Source organism: Leifsonia williamsii, from assembly GCF_030433685.1.
Lineage (GTDB): Bacteria > Actinomycetota > Actinomycetes > Actinomycetales > Microbacteriaceae > Leifsonia > Leifsonia williamsii.
In genome coordinates this window covers 1,231,487-1,246,478 of sequence record NZ_JAROCF010000001.1, presented here as the reverse complement: position 1 = coordinate 1,246,478, position 14,992 = coordinate 1,231,487, and the positions used below count along the sequence as shown (strand labels likewise).

Below are 14,992 nucleotides of genomic sequence, written 5' to 3'. Positions count from 1 at the left end.
AGGGCTGAACGGTCGAGAAGGGCTGAACGGCTACGCCGCCGGGCTCACGACCTCCAGCAGGTCATTCTCGCGCACGGCCGTGAGCGACAGCACCTTGTAGCCGGCGTCGTCGAAGAACACCGTCAGCCGGTCGGCCTCGGTGTGCATCACCACGCCGGCGCCCCACGACTGGTGACGCACGCGCGCCGCGAGCGGGAAGGCGTCCTCGACGCCCGCGTCGTGCTCCTCCGCCCAGCGGTCGGCGCTGCCCGACGAGCAGGTGTCGCAGTTGCGGCACGGCTCCGCCAGCTCCTCGCCGAAGTAGCCGAGCAGGAACTGCCGGCGGCACATCCCCGTCTCGGCATACTCCTGCATCATCTGCGCGCGCGACAGCTCGATGCGCTGCCGCGCCTCCGCCTCCGCCACCGCTGCGGCGGCCGCCTGGCCAGGACGCACGTCGGCCGGCTCGAGGGCATCGTCGCCGCCGTCGAGCACTCGCGCGTCGCGCAGCAGCCCGAGCTGGCGGCCGAGGGAGCGGGTGCTCACGTCGAGGCGCTCGGCGAGCTGCGTGCGCGAGATGCCGGGCTCGGCGCGGATGGCGGTGAAGATACGGGCCAGTTCGTCAGCGTCGGGCTCGCCGCCCGCGAAGAACCGCGTGAGCGCGAAGTCCTCCGGGCGGTAATGCAGGGTCACGGTCGCCGGCTCGCCGTCACGCCCGGCGCGGCCCACCTCCTGGTAGTAGCTGTCGAGCGACTCCGTGACCGCGTCGTGGACGACCGCGCGCACGTCGGGCTTGTCGATGCCCATGCCGAAGGCGCTCGTCGCGGCCACCACCTCCACCCTGTCTTCGATGAAGCGCTCGTACACGTCGTCGCGCTCGGCCCGCTTGAGGCCCGCGTGATAGGCGGCGGCGCTGACGCCGCGCTCCTCGAGCGCCTCGGCCAGCCGTTCCGTCTCGGCGCGGGTGGCCGCGTAGATCAGCCGCGAACCCGTGACCGCCGCGGCCTGGTCGAGCACGGCCTCCCGCTTCTCGGAATCCGACTCGTGCCGCACCACCTCCAGCCGCAGCTCGGGCCGGTCGAACCCCGTGGAGAGGCGGAGCGGCCGCCGCAGTCCCAGCCGCTCGGCGATCTCTGCGCGGACGGGCGGCGCGCCCGTGGCGGTCATCGCGACGACGGGCGGATGGCCGAGCGCCTCGATCACGTCGCCGAGCTGCAGGTAGTCGGGGCGGAAGTCGTGGCCCCACGCCGAGACGCAGTGCGCCTCGTCGACCGCGAACAGCGAGACGGTCAGCGCCGCGAGGCGCTCGCGCACGGCCTCGTTGGCCAGCTGCTCGGGAGCCAGGAAGGCGAACCGCGCGCTGCCGTCGGCGAGCGCCTCCCAGTCCCGTTCGCGCTCGCGCTCGCCCGCCGAGGAGTTGATGGCGACGGCGCGGGGCACGTCGTGCGCCTCCGAGAGCGCCCTGACCTGGTCCTCCTGCAGCGAGATCAGCGGCGAGACGACGACGGTGACGCCGTCGAGGATCGTGCCGGTCACCTGGTAGAGCGACGACTTGCCGTAGCCGGTGGGCATGACGGCGAGCACGTCGCGGCCGTCGAGCAGCGCGGCCATGCCGTCGGCGAGGCCGGGGCGCAGCTCCTCCCAGCCGAAGGAGTCGCGCGCCACCTGCCGGATCCGCTCGCGGTGCTGGTTCCGGTCGCGGTGCTGGTTCCGCTCTTCGGGCTGCATGTGTTCGACGGTACCGGGAGGAGCCCGGCACGACATCCCGCTTGACCGGCGATCGAGTCGTGACTAGACGCGGGTTCGCGCGCCGAGAAGCGACGTCATGTCACGACTCGGCGAGGCGGCGGCGCAGCTCGGCGTTCTCGTCCTGGAGGCGCATGACGTGACCGATGCCGGCGAGGTTGATCCCGTCGTCCTGCAGACGCGCCACCTCGCGCAGGCGGGCGAGGTCGTCCTCGCTGTAGCGGCGGGTGCCGCCCTCGCTGCGGGCCGGCGTGAGCAGCCCCTTCTCCTCGTACAGCCGGAGGGCGGCCGGCGTCAGTCCCGACAGCTGGGCGGCCACGGCGATGCTGTAGAGCGGGGTGTCGCCGGCGCGATCGGTCATCCCTGAAGTGTGGTTCCTCCCTCTTGCGCTTGTCAAGCGAATGGGCTATAAAATCTACTGCAATCGATGGAGATGACCTCCGCCGATCAGCGGAGTCTCCATCCCGCGCACACACTCAGATCGCAGGAAGGAGATCACATCATGGCCATGTCGTTCGACCCGTTCAGCCAGCTGGACCGGATCGCGCAGAGCGTCTTCGACACCAGCCGCCAACCGCGGATGATGCCTGTCGACCTGTTCCGCGAGGGCGACAAGTACATCCTCAGTGCCGACCTTCCGGGCGTGGACCCGGGCTCGGTCGACATCGACGTCGACGGCCACCTGCTGACCCTGCGGGCACAGCGCTCGGCCGGCGGTCGTGACAGCACCCGCTGGCTGGTGCAGGAGCGCCCGTTCGGCGCCTACATGCGGCAGTTCACGATCGGCGACGACGTCGACACCGACGGCATCAGCGCCACCTACGACAACGGCGTGCTGAGCGTCATCATCCCGATCGCCGAGCGGGCCAAGCCGCGCAAGATCGCGGTCGAGTCGGTCCGCGACCACGGCGACCGCGTGATGTCGGCGCGCGAGTCGGGAGACGCGCAGAAGGAGGTGACCGCGTAACCCATGACCGCTCTGCCCTCACCGCTCTCGACCGAGAGGCTGACGGAGGTCGCGGCCGGGCTCCGCACCGGGCTCCGCACCGTAATCCGGCGCCGCGTAGAGGCGCTGCGACGCACGATCCGCCGCTCCGACGCCCTGCGGCTCGCCGCGGGACTGGCGGCCTCCGGCACCGCCCTGGCGCTGCTCTTCGTCGGCTGCGCGCTGCTGCTCGTGGAGGTCGTCACCCCCGCTCTGGCGGAGGCGGCGCGCCCGCTCGGCATCGCGTTCTGAGGGCGGGGCGGAACGACTGCGGGCGCGGGACCGCTCGGGTCCCGCGCCTGCAGCGCGTCAGTAGGCCCGCACCTGATCCGTCTCGTCGGCGACGCGCACGCCGTGGCGGTACGCCAGCTCCCCGCCGAGGAACCCGGAGACCCCGACGATCAGGTAGCCGATCAGCGACAGCACGAAGCCGCCGACGCTCGGGCCGTCGGCCGCGGCCCGCACCGGGATGCTGACGGCGAACAGGATGACGGCCGCCGTATTGAGGCTGAGGTGCGCGAGGGCCGTGCGGTGCGCCTTCGTGCCGCGGGCGATCTTGGAGAAGTCCAGGAGTCCGAACACGGCCGCGAGGACCGCCCCGATGACGCCGATGACCACGAGCCACAGCGCCCCCGTCGCGAAGGCGTCGGGCGCGGCGCCGACCAGGCCGACGATGTCGAAGACGATCGCGGCGGTCCACGCACCGATCGGGATGGTGATCGCCGTGGCGTGGAACGGGTGGCCGTACGGCCCGGCGATCACGCTGCGCGGTCGCTTGGCGGCGCGCAGACGGGCCTCCGCGGCCGGGTCGCCCGCGCGGCTCCCGAGCACACCTGGGGCGTTCACGGCGGCATCGGGCACGGGCTCCTGACGACCGAAGGGGTCCTGTCCGGCTGACGGGGATGCTGGTGCGCTCATGGCACGAATGCTGCCCTCCGGCGCCGTCAAGTCAAGGGCTGGGCGGCCTCCCTCCGCCGGGCTAGCGTCCCGCGCATGACTCACAGCCCCGTCGCCGTCATCACCGGCGCGTCCAGCGGTCTCGGCCGTGCGACCGCCATCGCCCTCGCGAAGCGCGGGGCCCGGCTGGTGCTCGTCGGGCGCCGCGACGCCTCCCTGCAGGAGGTCGCCTCCCTCTGCCGCACGCACCACACGGAGGCGGCCGTCGCCGTCGCCGACACCGCTGACGCCGAAGCGCTGGAGCGCGCCGCCGAGTCGGCGGAGCGCGGGTTCGGGCGCATCGACTACTGGATCAATGCGGCGGGCGTCAGCTCCTACGGCCGGTTCTGGGAGCTGCCTCCCGAGGAGTTCGCCCGCGTCATCGACGTCGACGTGCACGGGTACGCGAACGGCGCCAGAAGCGCCCTCGCGCGGATGCTGCCGCGCGACCGCGGCGTGATCGTCAACGTGGCCTCGATCCTCGGCGAGGTGCCGCAGCCGTTCAGCTCGCCGTACTCCATGTCGAAGGCGGCCGTCATCGCCTTCGGCCGCAGTCTGGCCGCCGAGCTCGCGCTCTCCGGCTCGCACGTGCGGGTCGTGACCGTGAAGCCTCCCGCGCTCGACACCCCGATCTTCCAGCACTCGGGCAACCACACCGGCCGCGCCGTCCGGGCGCTGCCGCCCGTCTACCCGGTGCACGCGGCCGTGCGCACCATTCTGTCGGCCCTGCACAACCCGCGACGGCGGGAGCGCGACGTGACCGTCGCCGGCGGCATGCTCGTGCGCCGGCACCAGCGCCACCCGCGGTCGGTGGAGGCCGCGATCGCCGCGCAGACCGCCGCCGGCCAGTTCGAGCGCACGACCGAGCGGCCGCACTCCGGCAACCTGTTCGAGCCGTCCCCCGCTCCCGGCTCGATCACCGGCGGGTGGCACGGGCGGCGCGCGCAGACCCGCCGCACGCTCGTCGGGCTGGCGACCGCCGCCGGAGCCGTCGCCCTCGTCGCACGGGCTATGCGGCGTTCGTCGTCCGCATAGCGGCAGGAACCGCCCGGCCCGACCCGGGCGCGAGGGGTTGTGGCCGGCGCGTGAGGGGGTACTCCTGGAGCAAGCCGGCAGCGGTCCTGCGTGAGGAGGTGGAGCCGATGGAGACGGTCCTCGCCGTCCTGGAGCGCGGCGACCTGGCGTTCGAGATCGAGTTCGAGCGCACGAGCGAGCCGCCGTTCGAGCTGCGCCTGCCCTCGCACATCGGCGGAGCGGCCGTCATGGACGTCTTCGACCTGAGCGACTCGAGCGAATGGCCGGTGCTGCTGCGCTACAGCTTCTCGGAGTGCGTGCCGGTCGTCATCGGCTCGATGGACGATCTCTGAGCCGGTCCGCGCCGCGCCCGGCGGTCCAGCCTCCACTCATCCCCGCTGCGGCGAGGAACAGCAGCGCCCCGCCGAACGTGCCGAGGTCGGTCCACGACGCGCTCAGCTCCTGACCGGTCGCGGGCCGGATGAACGCGCCGACCGCGGAGATCCCGAACAGCACGGAGCCCGCGAAGTTCAGCGCCGCCTCCCGGCGCTCGTCGGGGCTGCGCGCCTCCCTCGAGCGCCCCTCCGGCAGCCGCGCGGCGCGCACGGCGAGCGCCGAGGAGAGCAGGAAGCAGGCCGATCCGAAGACGTCCGGCCGCCATCCCGTGCCGCCCTGCGCTCCCGCGGGAACCGCCGCGGCGAGCGCCACCGCCGTGCTGACGTTGAAGAACAGGGTCCCGAGCAGCTGCACCGCCGACGCCCACCAGTCGAGCGGCTCCGAGCGGCGCGGCGACCAGCCGACGCGCGTCTGCTCCAGCGCGGCGCCGGTGGTGAACAGAACGGAGCCGGCGAAGAAGATCGCGTTCGTGGCGATGGCGCCGATCGCGTCGGCGAGCACGGGGATGGCGGCGACGGCGAAGCAGGCCGAACCGAGCGCGAAGGCCGCGGGTTCGACCCGGGCGCGCACGCTCCTGCCCCGGGCCATCGCCGCGCTCCCCTGCCAGGACTCAGTGCGCGAAGTGCGACCGCTGCCGCGACGACGCCGGCTCCGGCGCCGCGAGCTCGGCGCACACCGCGCGGATGTCGCGGACGAGGTCGCTCGCCAGGTCGGCGTTGAAGCCGTCGCGCACCACGATCCGCAGCACGCCGAGATCCTGCGCGTCCGGCGGCATCGTGTACGCGGGCACCTGCCAGCCGCGGGCGCGCAGCTCGTGGGACACCTGGAAGACGGTGTAGCCGGCATCGTCGTCGATGGCGAAGGCGATCACGGGGATCGCGCTGCCGTCGGTGATGATCCGCACCGCCGGCTCCTCCGCCAGGCCGCCCGAGATGAGCAGCGCGGTGTCGCGCAGCGCCTCCATCACCGCCGTGTACCCCGACCGGCCGAGCCGCACGAAGTTGTAGTACTGCCCGATGATCTGGTTGCCCGGCCGCGAGAAGTTGAGGGTGAAGGTCGGCATGTCGCCGCCGAGGTAGTTGACCTTGAAGACGAGGTCCTCGGGGAGGTGCTCCGGCGAGCGCCAGACCACGAAGCCGATCCCCGGGTACACCAGCCCGTACTTGTGGCCGCTCACGTTGATCGAGACGACCCGCTTCAGCCGGAAGTCCCACTCCAGGTCGGGGTGGAGGAACGGAACGACGAACCCGCCGCTGGCCGCGTCCACGTGCACCGGCACGTCGGGCCCGCCCGACGCGGCGAGCGCGTCGAGTGCGGCGCAGATCTCGGCGATCGGCTCCAGCTCGCCGGTGTAGGTGGTGCCGAGGATGCCGACGACGCCGATGGTGTCGTCGTCGACCGCGTCGCGCACCTGCTCGGGCGTGATCACATACCGGTCGTGCGCGACGGGGAGGTAGCGCGGCTCCACGTCGAAGTACCGGCAGAACTTCTCCCAGACGACCTGCACGTTCGAGCCGAGCACGAGGTTCGGCGAGCCGCCGCGTGAGAGCCCCCGCCGGGCGCGCCAGCGCCACTTGAGCGCCAGCCCGGCCAGCATGACCGCCTCGCTCGACCCGATGGTCGCGGCCCCGGTCGGCGTCCCTGGCTCGGCGTGGAACAGGTCGGCGACGATGGCGACGCAGCGCCGCTCGATCTCGGCGGTGGCCGGGTACTCGTCCTTGTCGATCATGTTCTTGTCGAACGCCTCGGCCATCAGCGTGGCGGCCTCCGGGTCCATCCACGTCGTGACGAAGGTCGCGAGGTTGAGCCGCGAACTGCCGTCGAGCAGCAGCTCGTCGTGGATCAGCCGGTAGGCGCTCTCCGCGGCGACCGGGTCATCGGGCAGCCGATCCGGCGGCCGATGACGCGAGAGGCGGCCGGTGTACGCGGGGGTGTCGGGAGGCGGCGGGGCCGCCGTCCGGTCGGTCAGCGTGGTCATGGCCCCTCCCTCTTCAACGTTCCGATGGTCGCGCCGGAGTCGTCGAGGACGGTCATGGTGTCGCCCTTCACGTTGCCGGTGGCCGCCTTGGCGAGCCACTCGTCGACGCCCTCGCAGGCCTTCAGCGTGGAGGTGATGGAGCCGAAGTCGATCTCGTCCCCGTCGATCTGCCCGTTGCCCGAGAGGCTGTTGCACCCGTCGGAGCCGCTGAAGGTGCCGTCGTCCTCGATCGTCAGATGGGGCTGGCCGGTCGCTGTCGACCCCCACTCCCCGACGACGGCGTGCCCGCTCGGAGTGCCGGCGCAGCCCCCGAGCGCGAGGAGGGTGATCGCGAGCGCGACCGCTCCCGGCGCCTTCGACGCGTACCGCCGCATGGCTGCTCCCCTCGACGTGCGCGATGCTATGCACGCCGGGAGCGGTGCGGCAAGACGGTATGTCAGCCCTTCTTGTGCAGCGCGCCGGGCTTGTGCACGGCCTCCTTGCCGCTCGTGTCGCTCTTCACGAGGTACTGCGGGTCGTCCTCCGACGCCTTCACGTGCCGCCCGCCGGCGTCCGTCTCGCTCGTGATCTCGCGCTCGACCTCGCCGGGCACGTCGGTGCCGTGCGACGACCACTCCACGTGGTCGCCCTTCTTCAGCTTCTTCGTCATGCCCGCCAGCCAACGCGCATCGGGGTGGATGCGCGAGGGGTGGGCCTCAGAACGCGAACACCTGCCCGAGTACTAGCACGAGGATCAGGAACACCACGACGACCCCGCCGATGATCAGCAGCGTGCGGCCGGACATCCGGGCGATCCCGAAGCCGACGAGGAACGGCAGCGCCAGGCAGCCGAGCGCGATCACCCACCAGAACGCGGCGTACCCGGCGGACGACGCCCCCTCCAGCCTCCCGCCGAACAGCTTCTGCGTCGCCGGATGGGTCGCGAACGCGACACTCGCCGACAGCGGGTAGGCGATCAGCACGGCCACGATCAGCCCCGCGAACGCTCCCCACAGCCCCCTGTGCGCGCTGCCGAGTTCCAGGGTCTCCTCGCGCCGCGGCGCCTGCCTGCTCTTCGTGCTCATGGCGCGCAGCATAGCGACGGCAGTGGGCCTGCGGGCATGCCCGACGTCTGTCGGTTGACTGGACCGTCTACTCCGCGGTTACCCTGGAGGGTCAGCCGTGCCCGTCATCCGCGCTCAGGGGGCGTCGAGGGGCCGGCCGTCTTACCCGCAACCGCGTGGGGGTGGAGTCGATCCATCCCCATGCGGAGGGTCCGGGCGCCGCGGTGCGCCTGTCCCGATGCTCCGGGCCCGACGCTACGGCGCGAGCACGACCTTGGTCCCGGGGGTCGCCGCCTCCGCCGCCCGGTGCGCATCCCACACCTCGCCCAACGGCACGACCACGGGCTCGGGAGCCGCCAGCCGGCCCTCCGCCGCGTCGGCGAGCAGGCCAGTGAGCACCCGCCGGTACTCGGGCCGGCGGCGCAGCACGAACGTGGGGATGCTGACGACAGCCTCCCGCGGCTGTGATCGCCGGTTCCTGGCGGCAGCGAGCCCGCCGCGGAGCGAGTCCGCGCGTTCGTGCCCTGGCCGGCCGACGAAGGCCGTGTGGACGAGGATGCCGTCGGGCGCGAGGGCCTCGCGGACCAGCGGGGAGCCCGTGTGGTCGATCGCCGCCTCCACCGCTCCTCCGGCCTGCGCGCGCACGGCGGCCGGCCAGTCGGGCTTCGTGTAGTCGACCAGCGGGATGCCGAGAGCGGCGGCGACGTCGCGGCTGCGAGCGGAGGCGGTGCCGACGATGGTGCGCTCTACCCGCTGGGCCAGCTGCACCGCGAGCGACCCGACCGCTCCGGACGCGCCCTGCACGAGCAGGCTGCGCGCCGGGCCGGCGAGCGCGAGCGCACGGGAGGCGGTCAGCGCGTCGAGGGGCAGCGTCGCCGCGACCGCCGGGTCGAGGCCCTCCGGCAGCGCCACGAGGAAGGTCGGTGACAGCACCAGTCGGGTCGCGTGCGCGCCCATCCGCGGGAGCGTCCCCACCACCCGCGCGCCCGCCCGCAGACCCAGCGCCACCGAGACGGCCGACTCGGACTCGAGCACGCCGACGAAGTCGTAGCCGGTGACGAAGCCCGGCATCGGCTGCAGGACGTAACCGCCCCGCCGCGCCAAGAGGTCGGTGGAGCCGAGGGAGGCATGGGTGACACGCACCTCCACCTCGGTGCCGCGCGGGGCCCGCATCCACTCGTCCGCCAGCACCATGGCGCCCACGTCGCCGAAGCGGGAGACGCGGGCGACCCGCCGTGTCGTCATCGGCCGGCCGGGGTCAGCCGGCGCGCCGCTGCAGCAGCCCCGAGCGCTCGGGATGCGCGTCGAACCAGTCGGCGACGTACCAGCACATCGGCACCACCGTGAGGTCGCCTCGACGCTCGATGTCGTCGACCGCGTACTCGACGAGCTGCGCCGCGTAGCCGTGGCCGCGCCGATGCGGAGCGGTGAAGGCCCTGGTCAGCGAGATGGAGCCGCCGAGGATGCGGTAGTCGAGCACACCGACGAGCTCACCGTCCATGCGCATCGCGTAGCGGTTCGCGTCGGTCTCGTTGCTGAACTCGGTGGCCATGCGCCCATGGTACGTCCGCGCGGCACCCTCCCCCACCCCCTCCCCCACCCCCTCCGCGCTGCCGCCGAGTACGCGCGAATTCGTTCGAAAACCGTCGAGTACGCGCAGAATCCGCGTACTCGACGGCTGCCCGGCGGCCGCGGCGGGATAGTGTGGCGATGCAGGAACCCGACTGCACCCGTGGTTCCCGCGCGCATCCGCGACGCCGCAGCACGGCCGGCCGTCGGTGGCGCCCGCCGCCGACGACGTCGACCCTGGAGCCGCGTTCCGTGTCAGACCGCCCGTCGCCCGCCCTCTCCCCCGCCCACCAGGCACTGCTCGAGCACGTGCCGCTGGGCGAGCACTCCGTCATCGACACCGAGACCGTCGCCTACGAGCACGAGGGCACCCCGCTCGAGGGCTACCTCGCCAGGGACGTGCAGGCCGACGAGCGCCGGCCGGCGGTCCTCATCCTCCACGACTGGCACGGCGTCGGCGACAACGTCCGCATGCGCGCGCAGATGCTGGCCCGGCGCGGCTACGTCGCGTTCGCGGCCGACCTGTACGGCGCGGGCGTCCGCCCGACCGGGGACGCGGCTCCGGCGGAGGCCGGCCGCTACTACCGCGACCTCTCCCTGCTGCGCGCCCGGGTGGCGGCAGGCTTCAGCTGGCTGCAGCAGCATCCCGCGGTCGACCCCGCCCGCCTCGCCGTGATCGGCTACTGCTTCGGCGGCACCGCGGCGCTCGAATTCGCGCGCACCGGGGCTCCGGCTCGCGGCGTGGTGTCGTTCCACGGCGGCCTGATCGCGCACGATCCGTCCGACGCGGCGGCGATCGCCGCCTCCCTCCTGGTGCTGACCGGAGGCTCGGACCCGGTGGTCCCCGACAGCGCGGTCGCCGCCTTCCAGGGCGAGCTGCGCGGCGCCCCGCACGTCGACTGGCAGGTGACGACGTACGCGGGCGCACCGCACGCCTTCACCATCCCCGGCGGCGACAACTACCGACCGGTCGCTGACGCCCGCAGCTGGCGGGCGCTGGTGTGCTTCCTCGACGAGGTGTTCGCATGAGCGGCGGCGCCGGCCGCCCGGGTCGATTGGCGGTCGGGGAAGCGATCATGTAGGCTCGTATGCGGCCCGCAAGCGGGTCACGCGCCACTAGCTCAACGGATAGAGCATCTGACTACGGATCAGAAGGTTGGGGGTTCGAATCCCTCGTGGCGCACACTGGTTGAGACAGTGTGAAAGCCCCGGCGAGAGCCGGGGCTTTTGTCGTGTCCGGGCTAGGACACAGCCACCCGCACGAACCGCACCGCCTCCTCCCCCACGGCGACATACGCGTACCGCTGGGCGCTGGAGTAGATCGCGTGGTCACCGGGCCCGAGCAGCGTCTCCCCGTCCTCCAGTTCGAGGCGGAGGCGGCCGGAGGTGACCAGCAGCAGCTCGTGCCAGCCGGCCGGGTCGGGTTCGGCGTGGTAGCGGTCGCCGGGTGAGAGCGACCACGACCACAGCTGCGCCTCCGACAATGCGGGCGCCGAGCCGAGCAGGGAGGCTGAGCTCTCGGGTCCGGCTCCCCGCCAGGCCAGTGCGTTGATCGCGGTGGAGGGAGCCGAGGGCTCGGCGACGAGGGCGCTGAATCGGGTGCTCAGGGCGTCGGCGACCCGGTCGAGGCCCGAGAGGCTGACGTTGGCCTCCCCCGCCTCCAGGTTGATGATCGTGCGGCGGCTGACCCCCGAGCGTTCGGCGAGGGTCGCCTGGCTGAGGCCCCGCTCCTGGCGGAGGCGGCGGACGTTGCCGGCAACGTGCGCGAGCACGCCGGAGTCGCCGTCATGAACTGGCATGTGCATCATTCTGCACCATAGGATGTGCATTATGCTGCACAGGCTCCGCGCGATCCGCTTCTCCCGGCAGGAGCTCGCCCTCATCGCGATCACCGCGCTCTGGGGCGCGACGTTCCTGATCGTGCACCTGGCGATGCAGCACAGCGGACCGTGGTTCTTCGTCGGGCTGCGCTTCCTCGTGGCCGGGCTGCTGAGCGCTGCTCTGTTCCACCGGGCCCTGCGCGGGATGCGCTGGCGCGACCTCGGCGCCGGGGCCACGATCGGGGTGACCATCACACTCGGTTACGGCCTGCAGACACACGGGCTGCAGACCGTCAGCAGCAGCACCTCCGCGTTCATCACCGCGATCTACGTACCGCTCGTGCCGCTGCTGCAGTGGATCGTGCTGCGGCGGGCGCCGCGGGCGCTCACGCTGGTCGGCGTCGCGCTCGCGTTCCTCGGGCTGCTGCTGCTCGCCGGGCCGGACGCGGTGCGCATCGGGCTCGGCGAGGGCGAGGTCGTGACACTGATCAGCACCCTGCCCATCGCGGCCGAGATCATCCTGATCAGCGCGTTCGCGCGCATCGCCGACGTGCGGCGGGTGACGGTCGTGCAGCTCCTCGTGGCCGGGGTGCTCGGGTTCGCCGTCATGCCGCTGGTCGGGGAGGCCGCTCCCGCGTTCTCGTGGGCGTGGCTGCTGCCCGCGGTGGGGCTCGGCGTCGCGAGCTGCGTCATCCAGCTCACCATGAACTGGGCACAGCGGTCGGTGTCGCCGACGCGCGCGACGATCATCTACGCCGGCGAGCCGGTGTGGGGCGGGATCATCGGGCGGCTCGCCGGCGACCGCCTCCCCCTGGTCGCCGTGTTCGGCGCCGCGCTGATCGTCGCCGGCGTCATCGTCAGCGAGTTGCAGCCGAAGAAGCGGCGAGCAGAAGCGAGCGCCGGGAGGCCCCTCCCGGACTCCGCCGACCCGGCGTACGGTCGCGGCATGCCCACCTACACCGCCACCCGGCCGCTCGACGGAGACGCCGACCTGTACTTCGACTACATCTCGAACCCCGAGAACCTGCCCGCCTACTTCCCGCGGATGACGCAGGCCCACGAGCTCCCCGACGGCAAGGTCGAGACCACCGCGCAGGTCGATGTCGACCGCGACGGCGAGGACGAGACGGTCACCTCCGAGGCCGAGTTCGACGTCGACAACGCCGCACGCGAGGTGCGCTGGTCGGCGCCCGGTCCGCACGAGTACCACGGCGCGCTGCGGCTCACCGACGACGCGGCCGAGCTGACCATCCACACGACGCACGAGCACGACGGCATCCAGGAGGCCCTGGAGGAGTCGCTCGAGTCGATCGCGCGCAACCTCCGCGAGCAGGTCTGACCAGACCCGCACGGTAGGCATGTTCGACGGCTTCACGGTCGACGACGTCCCGGTCGGCGACGCGACGCTGCACGTGCGCGTGGGCGGCGACGCCGGCGGGGAGCCGCTCGTCCTGCTGCACGGCCACCCGCGCACGGGCGCGACGTGGCATCGCGTCGCGCCCCTGCTCGCGTCGCGCGGCTTCCGGGTCGTCGTCCCCGACCTCCGCGGCTACGGCCGGTCGATCGCGCCGGCCCCGCGGCCCGACCACTCCCAGGCGTCGAAACGGGCGATGGCGGAGGACGTGCTCGCCCTCATGCGCTCGCTCGGCCACGAGACCTTCCGGCTGGTGGGCCACGACCGCGGCAGTTACGCGGCTTTCCGCCTCGCGATGGACCATCCGGAGGCCGTGCGGAGCGTCGCACTGCTCGACTGCCTCCCTATCGTGGAGCACCTCGACCGCATCACGCCGGAGTTCGCGACGGAGTGGTTCCACTGGTTCTTCTTCGCGCAGCCGGAGACGCCCGAGCGCGTGATCACGGCCGACCCGGACGCCTGGTACGGCGGCGACCCCGACGCGATGGGACCGGAGAACTTCGCCGAGCGGCGGGAGGCCGTGCACCGCCCCGAGGTGGTCCGCGCGATGCTCGAGGACTACCGGGCCGGGCTCACGATCGACCGTGCCGACGAGGAGGCGGACCGGGCGGCCGGGCGCCGGCTGCAGCCTCCCCTGCTCGTGCTCTGGTCGTTGCGCGACGACCTGGAGCGGCTCTTCGGCGACCCACTCACGATCTGGCGCGACTGGGCGGACGACGTGCGCGGGCACGGGATCGAATCGGGGCACCACGTCGCCGAGGAGGCCCCTGACGCGCTTGCGGACGCCCTGATCGGCTTCTTCCGCGGCGTGATGTGAGCACGAGGACGACCCGCTCGCCGTCATAATGAACGACGAGCACGCTCGGATCGGCGTGCGGTCGGATCGAGGACCAGGGCCCGCAGCCAACGGCGACGCACTCCCTGGAGGGGGAGCATGCCGTGGAGAACGACGCCGTCACGGAGGTCGTCATCGTCGAGCGCCGGCGCCGGTGGGTCGTAGCGACCGCCTTCACCATCGTGATCGTCGCCGCGGCCGTGGGCGCCGTCTTCGGCTGGCAGTCGTTCGCGCGCACGGTCACAGCCGCGACCGACCGCGATCTCGCCCGCGCGTCCGCCGCGTTGTCCGCCGCCACGGACGTGCGCGGCTCGGCACTCGACAAGGCCCACGCGGCCCTCTCGTCGCTGGAGGCGTATGCGGCACAACCGCGCCCCGCCTACCTGCCAGAGGCGACCGCGAAGGCGCTCAGCGATGCCCACGCGACGGTGGCGGAAACGAGCAAGGGACTCACGTACGCGCCGTTCGAGGAGCCGCACGTCGCACCGCTTCCCGACCTCCTCCCCTGGACCATCCTCGACCGCACCCAGCGCTCGGAGGCGATCACGCGGCGAGAGTCCGCCGAGACCAAGGCGTACAAGGCGGACGCGCGGACCCTGGACGCCGCCGTGCGAACCCTGTCATCGGCTACGACCGCCGTCTACAAGGTGCTCGCGAGCCAGGGCGAGCAGGTGCTCTCCGCCGACAGCTCCTCCACCTATGCAAGCCGCATCGAGCTCCGCCACGCCATCGACGCAGGCGCGTCGGGGGTGATGTCGGCGCAGTTCGGCGGGTCCGGCCTCCTGCGCATCATGTCGACGATCGACGCCGTGAACGCCTCCCAGGCCGCAGGTGAGGCGGCGAAGCAGGACCCGGCGTACCCCGTGCGGGCGCGCATCGAGGAGTACGCGCGATCGATCGCCCACGGCGTCACGCTCGACGTCGAATACCACCAGCTCGTCAGCGGCCTCGGCGACGGCTGGTACTCGGGGACGACGCAGTACAACGAGACCGACGGAGGCTGGGCGACGATCGATCTCAACTACAGCGTGCAGGACGGCTTCGCACGAGGCGACGTGGACGCGAAGGCCTTGATCACCCATGAGGTCGGCCACGCTCAGGTGGTGCGCCCGGAGTGCAAGCCGCTGTTCGAGGGCCCTGTCTTCAACCGCGATGACGAGATGTGGGCGACCGCCTGGGCCATCTCGCTCGGCTTCGATACGGGCGGCGCCGGCATCGAGGCGTACGGCCGGCCGTCCGACGAGCAGATCGCGGTCGCCGGCCAGTGCCGTTGACCG

19 protein-coding genes and 1 tRNA gene are annotated in these 14,992 nt (G+C 72.5%); 9 read left to right on the top strand and 11 right to left on the bottom strand.

Annotated elements, in window-relative coordinates; genetic code table 11:
• Window positions 1–30: 30 nt before the first annotated feature.
• Complete coding sequence (locus P5G50_RS05860; protein WP_301210403.1) at window positions 31–1,707, bottom strand: RecQ family ATP-dependent DNA helicase; 1,677 nt, start codon at window positions 1,705–1,707, stop codon at window positions 31–33.
• 100 nt (window positions 1,708–1,807) lie between these two features.
• Entirely contained in the window at window positions 1,808–2,086 is a 279-nt protein-coding gene (locus tag P5G50_RS05855; RefSeq protein ID WP_301210402.1) for a MerR family transcriptional regulator, read from the bottom strand.
• 141 nt (window positions 2,087–2,227) lie between these two features.
• On the opposite strand from P5G50_RS05855, the gene P5G50_RS05850 reads away from it, so the two are divergent.
• Complete coding sequence (locus tag P5G50_RS05850; protein WP_301210401.1) at window positions 2,228–2,692, top strand: Hsp20/alpha crystallin family protein; 465 nt, start codon at window positions 2,228–2,230, stop codon at window positions 2,690–2,692.
• 3 nt (window positions 2,693–2,695) lie between these two features.
• Window positions 2,696–2,962, top strand: a complete 267-nt coding sequence (locus P5G50_RS05845) for a hypothetical protein (protein ID WP_301210400.1) — start codon at window positions 2,696–2,698, stop codon at window positions 2,960–2,962.
• A 57-nt stretch (window positions 2,963–3,019) separates the two neighbouring features.
• Here the strand turns inward: P5G50_RS05845 and P5G50_RS05840 are convergent, their stop codons facing one another.
• Window positions 3,020–3,628 carry a DUF2231 domain-containing protein gene (locus P5G50_RS05840; protein WP_301210399.1) on the bottom strand — a complete coding sequence of 203 codons (609 nt, stop codon included), beginning with the start codon at window positions 3,626–3,628 and terminating at the stop codon, window positions 3,020–3,022.
• Between the two features lie 75 nt (window positions 3,629–3,703).
• Between P5G50_RS05840 and P5G50_RS05835 the strand changes: the two genes are divergently transcribed.
• Window positions 3,704–4,681, top strand: coding sequence for an SDR family NAD(P)-dependent oxidoreductase (locus tag P5G50_RS05835; RefSeq protein ID WP_301210398.1), 978 nt, complete (start codon window positions 3,704–3,706; stop codon window positions 4,679–4,681).
• Window positions 4,682–4,731: 50 nt separating this feature from the next.
• A complete protein-coding gene (locus tag P5G50_RS05830) occupies window positions 4,732–5,013 on the top strand; it encodes a hypothetical protein (RefSeq protein WP_301210397.1) in 282 nt (93 codons plus the stop codon).
• Here the strand turns inward: P5G50_RS05830 and P5G50_RS05825 are convergent.
• The 7 genes from P5G50_RS05825 to P5G50_RS05795 form a co-directional block, all read right to left on the bottom strand.
• Entirely contained in the window at window positions 4,988–5,644 is a 657-nt protein-coding gene (locus P5G50_RS05825) for a YrhK family protein (RefSeq protein ID WP_301210396.1), read from the bottom strand. The genes P5G50_RS05830 and P5G50_RS05825 overlap by 26 nt on opposite strands.
• 22 nt (window positions 5,645–5,666) lie before the next feature.
• The gene (gene gad, locus P5G50_RS05820) at window positions 5,667–7,034 is read right to left on the bottom strand and encodes a glutamate decarboxylase (protein WP_301210395.1); all 1,368 of its coding nucleotides are present in this window, start codon (window positions 7,032–7,034) and stop codon (window positions 5,667–5,669) included.
• Window positions 7,031–7,408, bottom strand: a complete 378-nt coding sequence (locus P5G50_RS05815) for an META domain-containing protein (RefSeq protein ID WP_301210394.1) — start codon at window positions 7,406–7,408, stop codon at window positions 7,031–7,033. Before P5G50_RS05815 ends, gad begins: the two co-directional genes overlap by 4 nt.
• A gap of 62 nt (window positions 7,409–7,470) precedes the next feature.
• Complete coding sequence (locus P5G50_RS05810) at window positions 7,471–7,683, bottom strand: hypervirulence associated TUDOR domain-containing protein (protein ID WP_301210393.1); 213 nt, start codon at window positions 7,681–7,683, stop codon at window positions 7,471–7,473.
• A 46-nt stretch (window positions 7,684–7,729) separates the two neighbouring features.
• The gene (locus tag P5G50_RS05805) at window positions 7,730–8,098 is read right to left on the bottom strand and encodes a hypothetical protein (RefSeq protein WP_301210392.1); all 369 of its coding nucleotides are present in this window, start codon (window positions 8,096–8,098) and stop codon (window positions 7,730–7,732) included.
• A gap of 234 nt (window positions 8,099–8,332) precedes the next feature.
• Window positions 8,333–9,322: a quinone oxidoreductase family protein gene (locus P5G50_RS05800; protein ID WP_301210391.1), complete on the bottom strand. Its 990-nt coding sequence runs from the start codon at window positions 9,320–9,322 to the stop codon at window positions 8,333–8,335.
• A gap of 13 nt (window positions 9,323–9,335) precedes the next feature.
• Window positions 9,336–9,629, bottom strand: coding sequence for a GNAT family N-acetyltransferase (locus tag P5G50_RS05795; RefSeq protein WP_301210390.1), 294 nt, complete (start codon window positions 9,627–9,629; stop codon window positions 9,336–9,338).
• Between the two features lie 269 nt (window positions 9,630–9,898).
• Here P5G50_RS05795 and P5G50_RS05790 point away from each other — a divergent pair, with 269 nt between their 5' ends.
• Together P5G50_RS05790 and P5G50_RS05785 are read left to right on the top strand one after the other, a co-directional pair.
• A complete protein-coding gene (locus P5G50_RS05790; protein WP_301210389.1) occupies window positions 9,899–10,675 on the top strand; it encodes a dienelactone hydrolase family protein in 777 nt (258 codons plus the stop codon).
• An 81-nt stretch (window positions 10,676–10,756) separates the two neighbouring features.
• Window positions 10,757–10,829, top strand: a tRNA-Arg gene (locus P5G50_RS05785).
• A 58-nt stretch (window positions 10,830–10,887) separates the two neighbouring features.
• Here P5G50_RS05785 and P5G50_RS05780 read toward each other — a convergent pair.
• Entirely contained in the window at window positions 10,888–11,445 is a 558-nt protein-coding gene (locus tag P5G50_RS05780) for a helix-turn-helix domain-containing protein (protein WP_301210388.1), read from the bottom strand.
• A gap of 31 nt (window positions 11,446–11,476) precedes the next feature.
• Between P5G50_RS05780 and P5G50_RS05775 the strand changes: the two genes are divergently transcribed.
• From P5G50_RS05775 to P5G50_RS05765, 3 genes are all read left to right on the top strand, one after another.
• Window positions 11,477–12,805: a DMT family transporter gene (locus P5G50_RS05775; RefSeq protein WP_301210386.1), complete on the top strand. Its 1,329-nt coding sequence runs from the start codon at window positions 11,477–11,479 to the stop codon at window positions 12,803–12,805.
• A gap of 19 nt (window positions 12,806–12,824) precedes the next feature.
• Complete coding sequence (locus P5G50_RS05770; protein WP_301210385.1) at window positions 12,825–13,697, top strand: alpha/beta fold hydrolase; 873 nt, start codon at window positions 12,825–12,827, stop codon at window positions 13,695–13,697.
• Window positions 13,698–13,819: 122 nt separating this feature from the next.
• Window positions 13,820–14,989: a hypothetical protein gene (locus P5G50_RS05765; protein ID WP_301210384.1), complete on the top strand. Its 1,170-nt coding sequence runs from the start codon at window positions 13,820–13,822 to the stop codon at window positions 14,987–14,989.
• The last annotated feature ends 3 nt before the right edge of the window (window positions 14,990–14,992 follow it).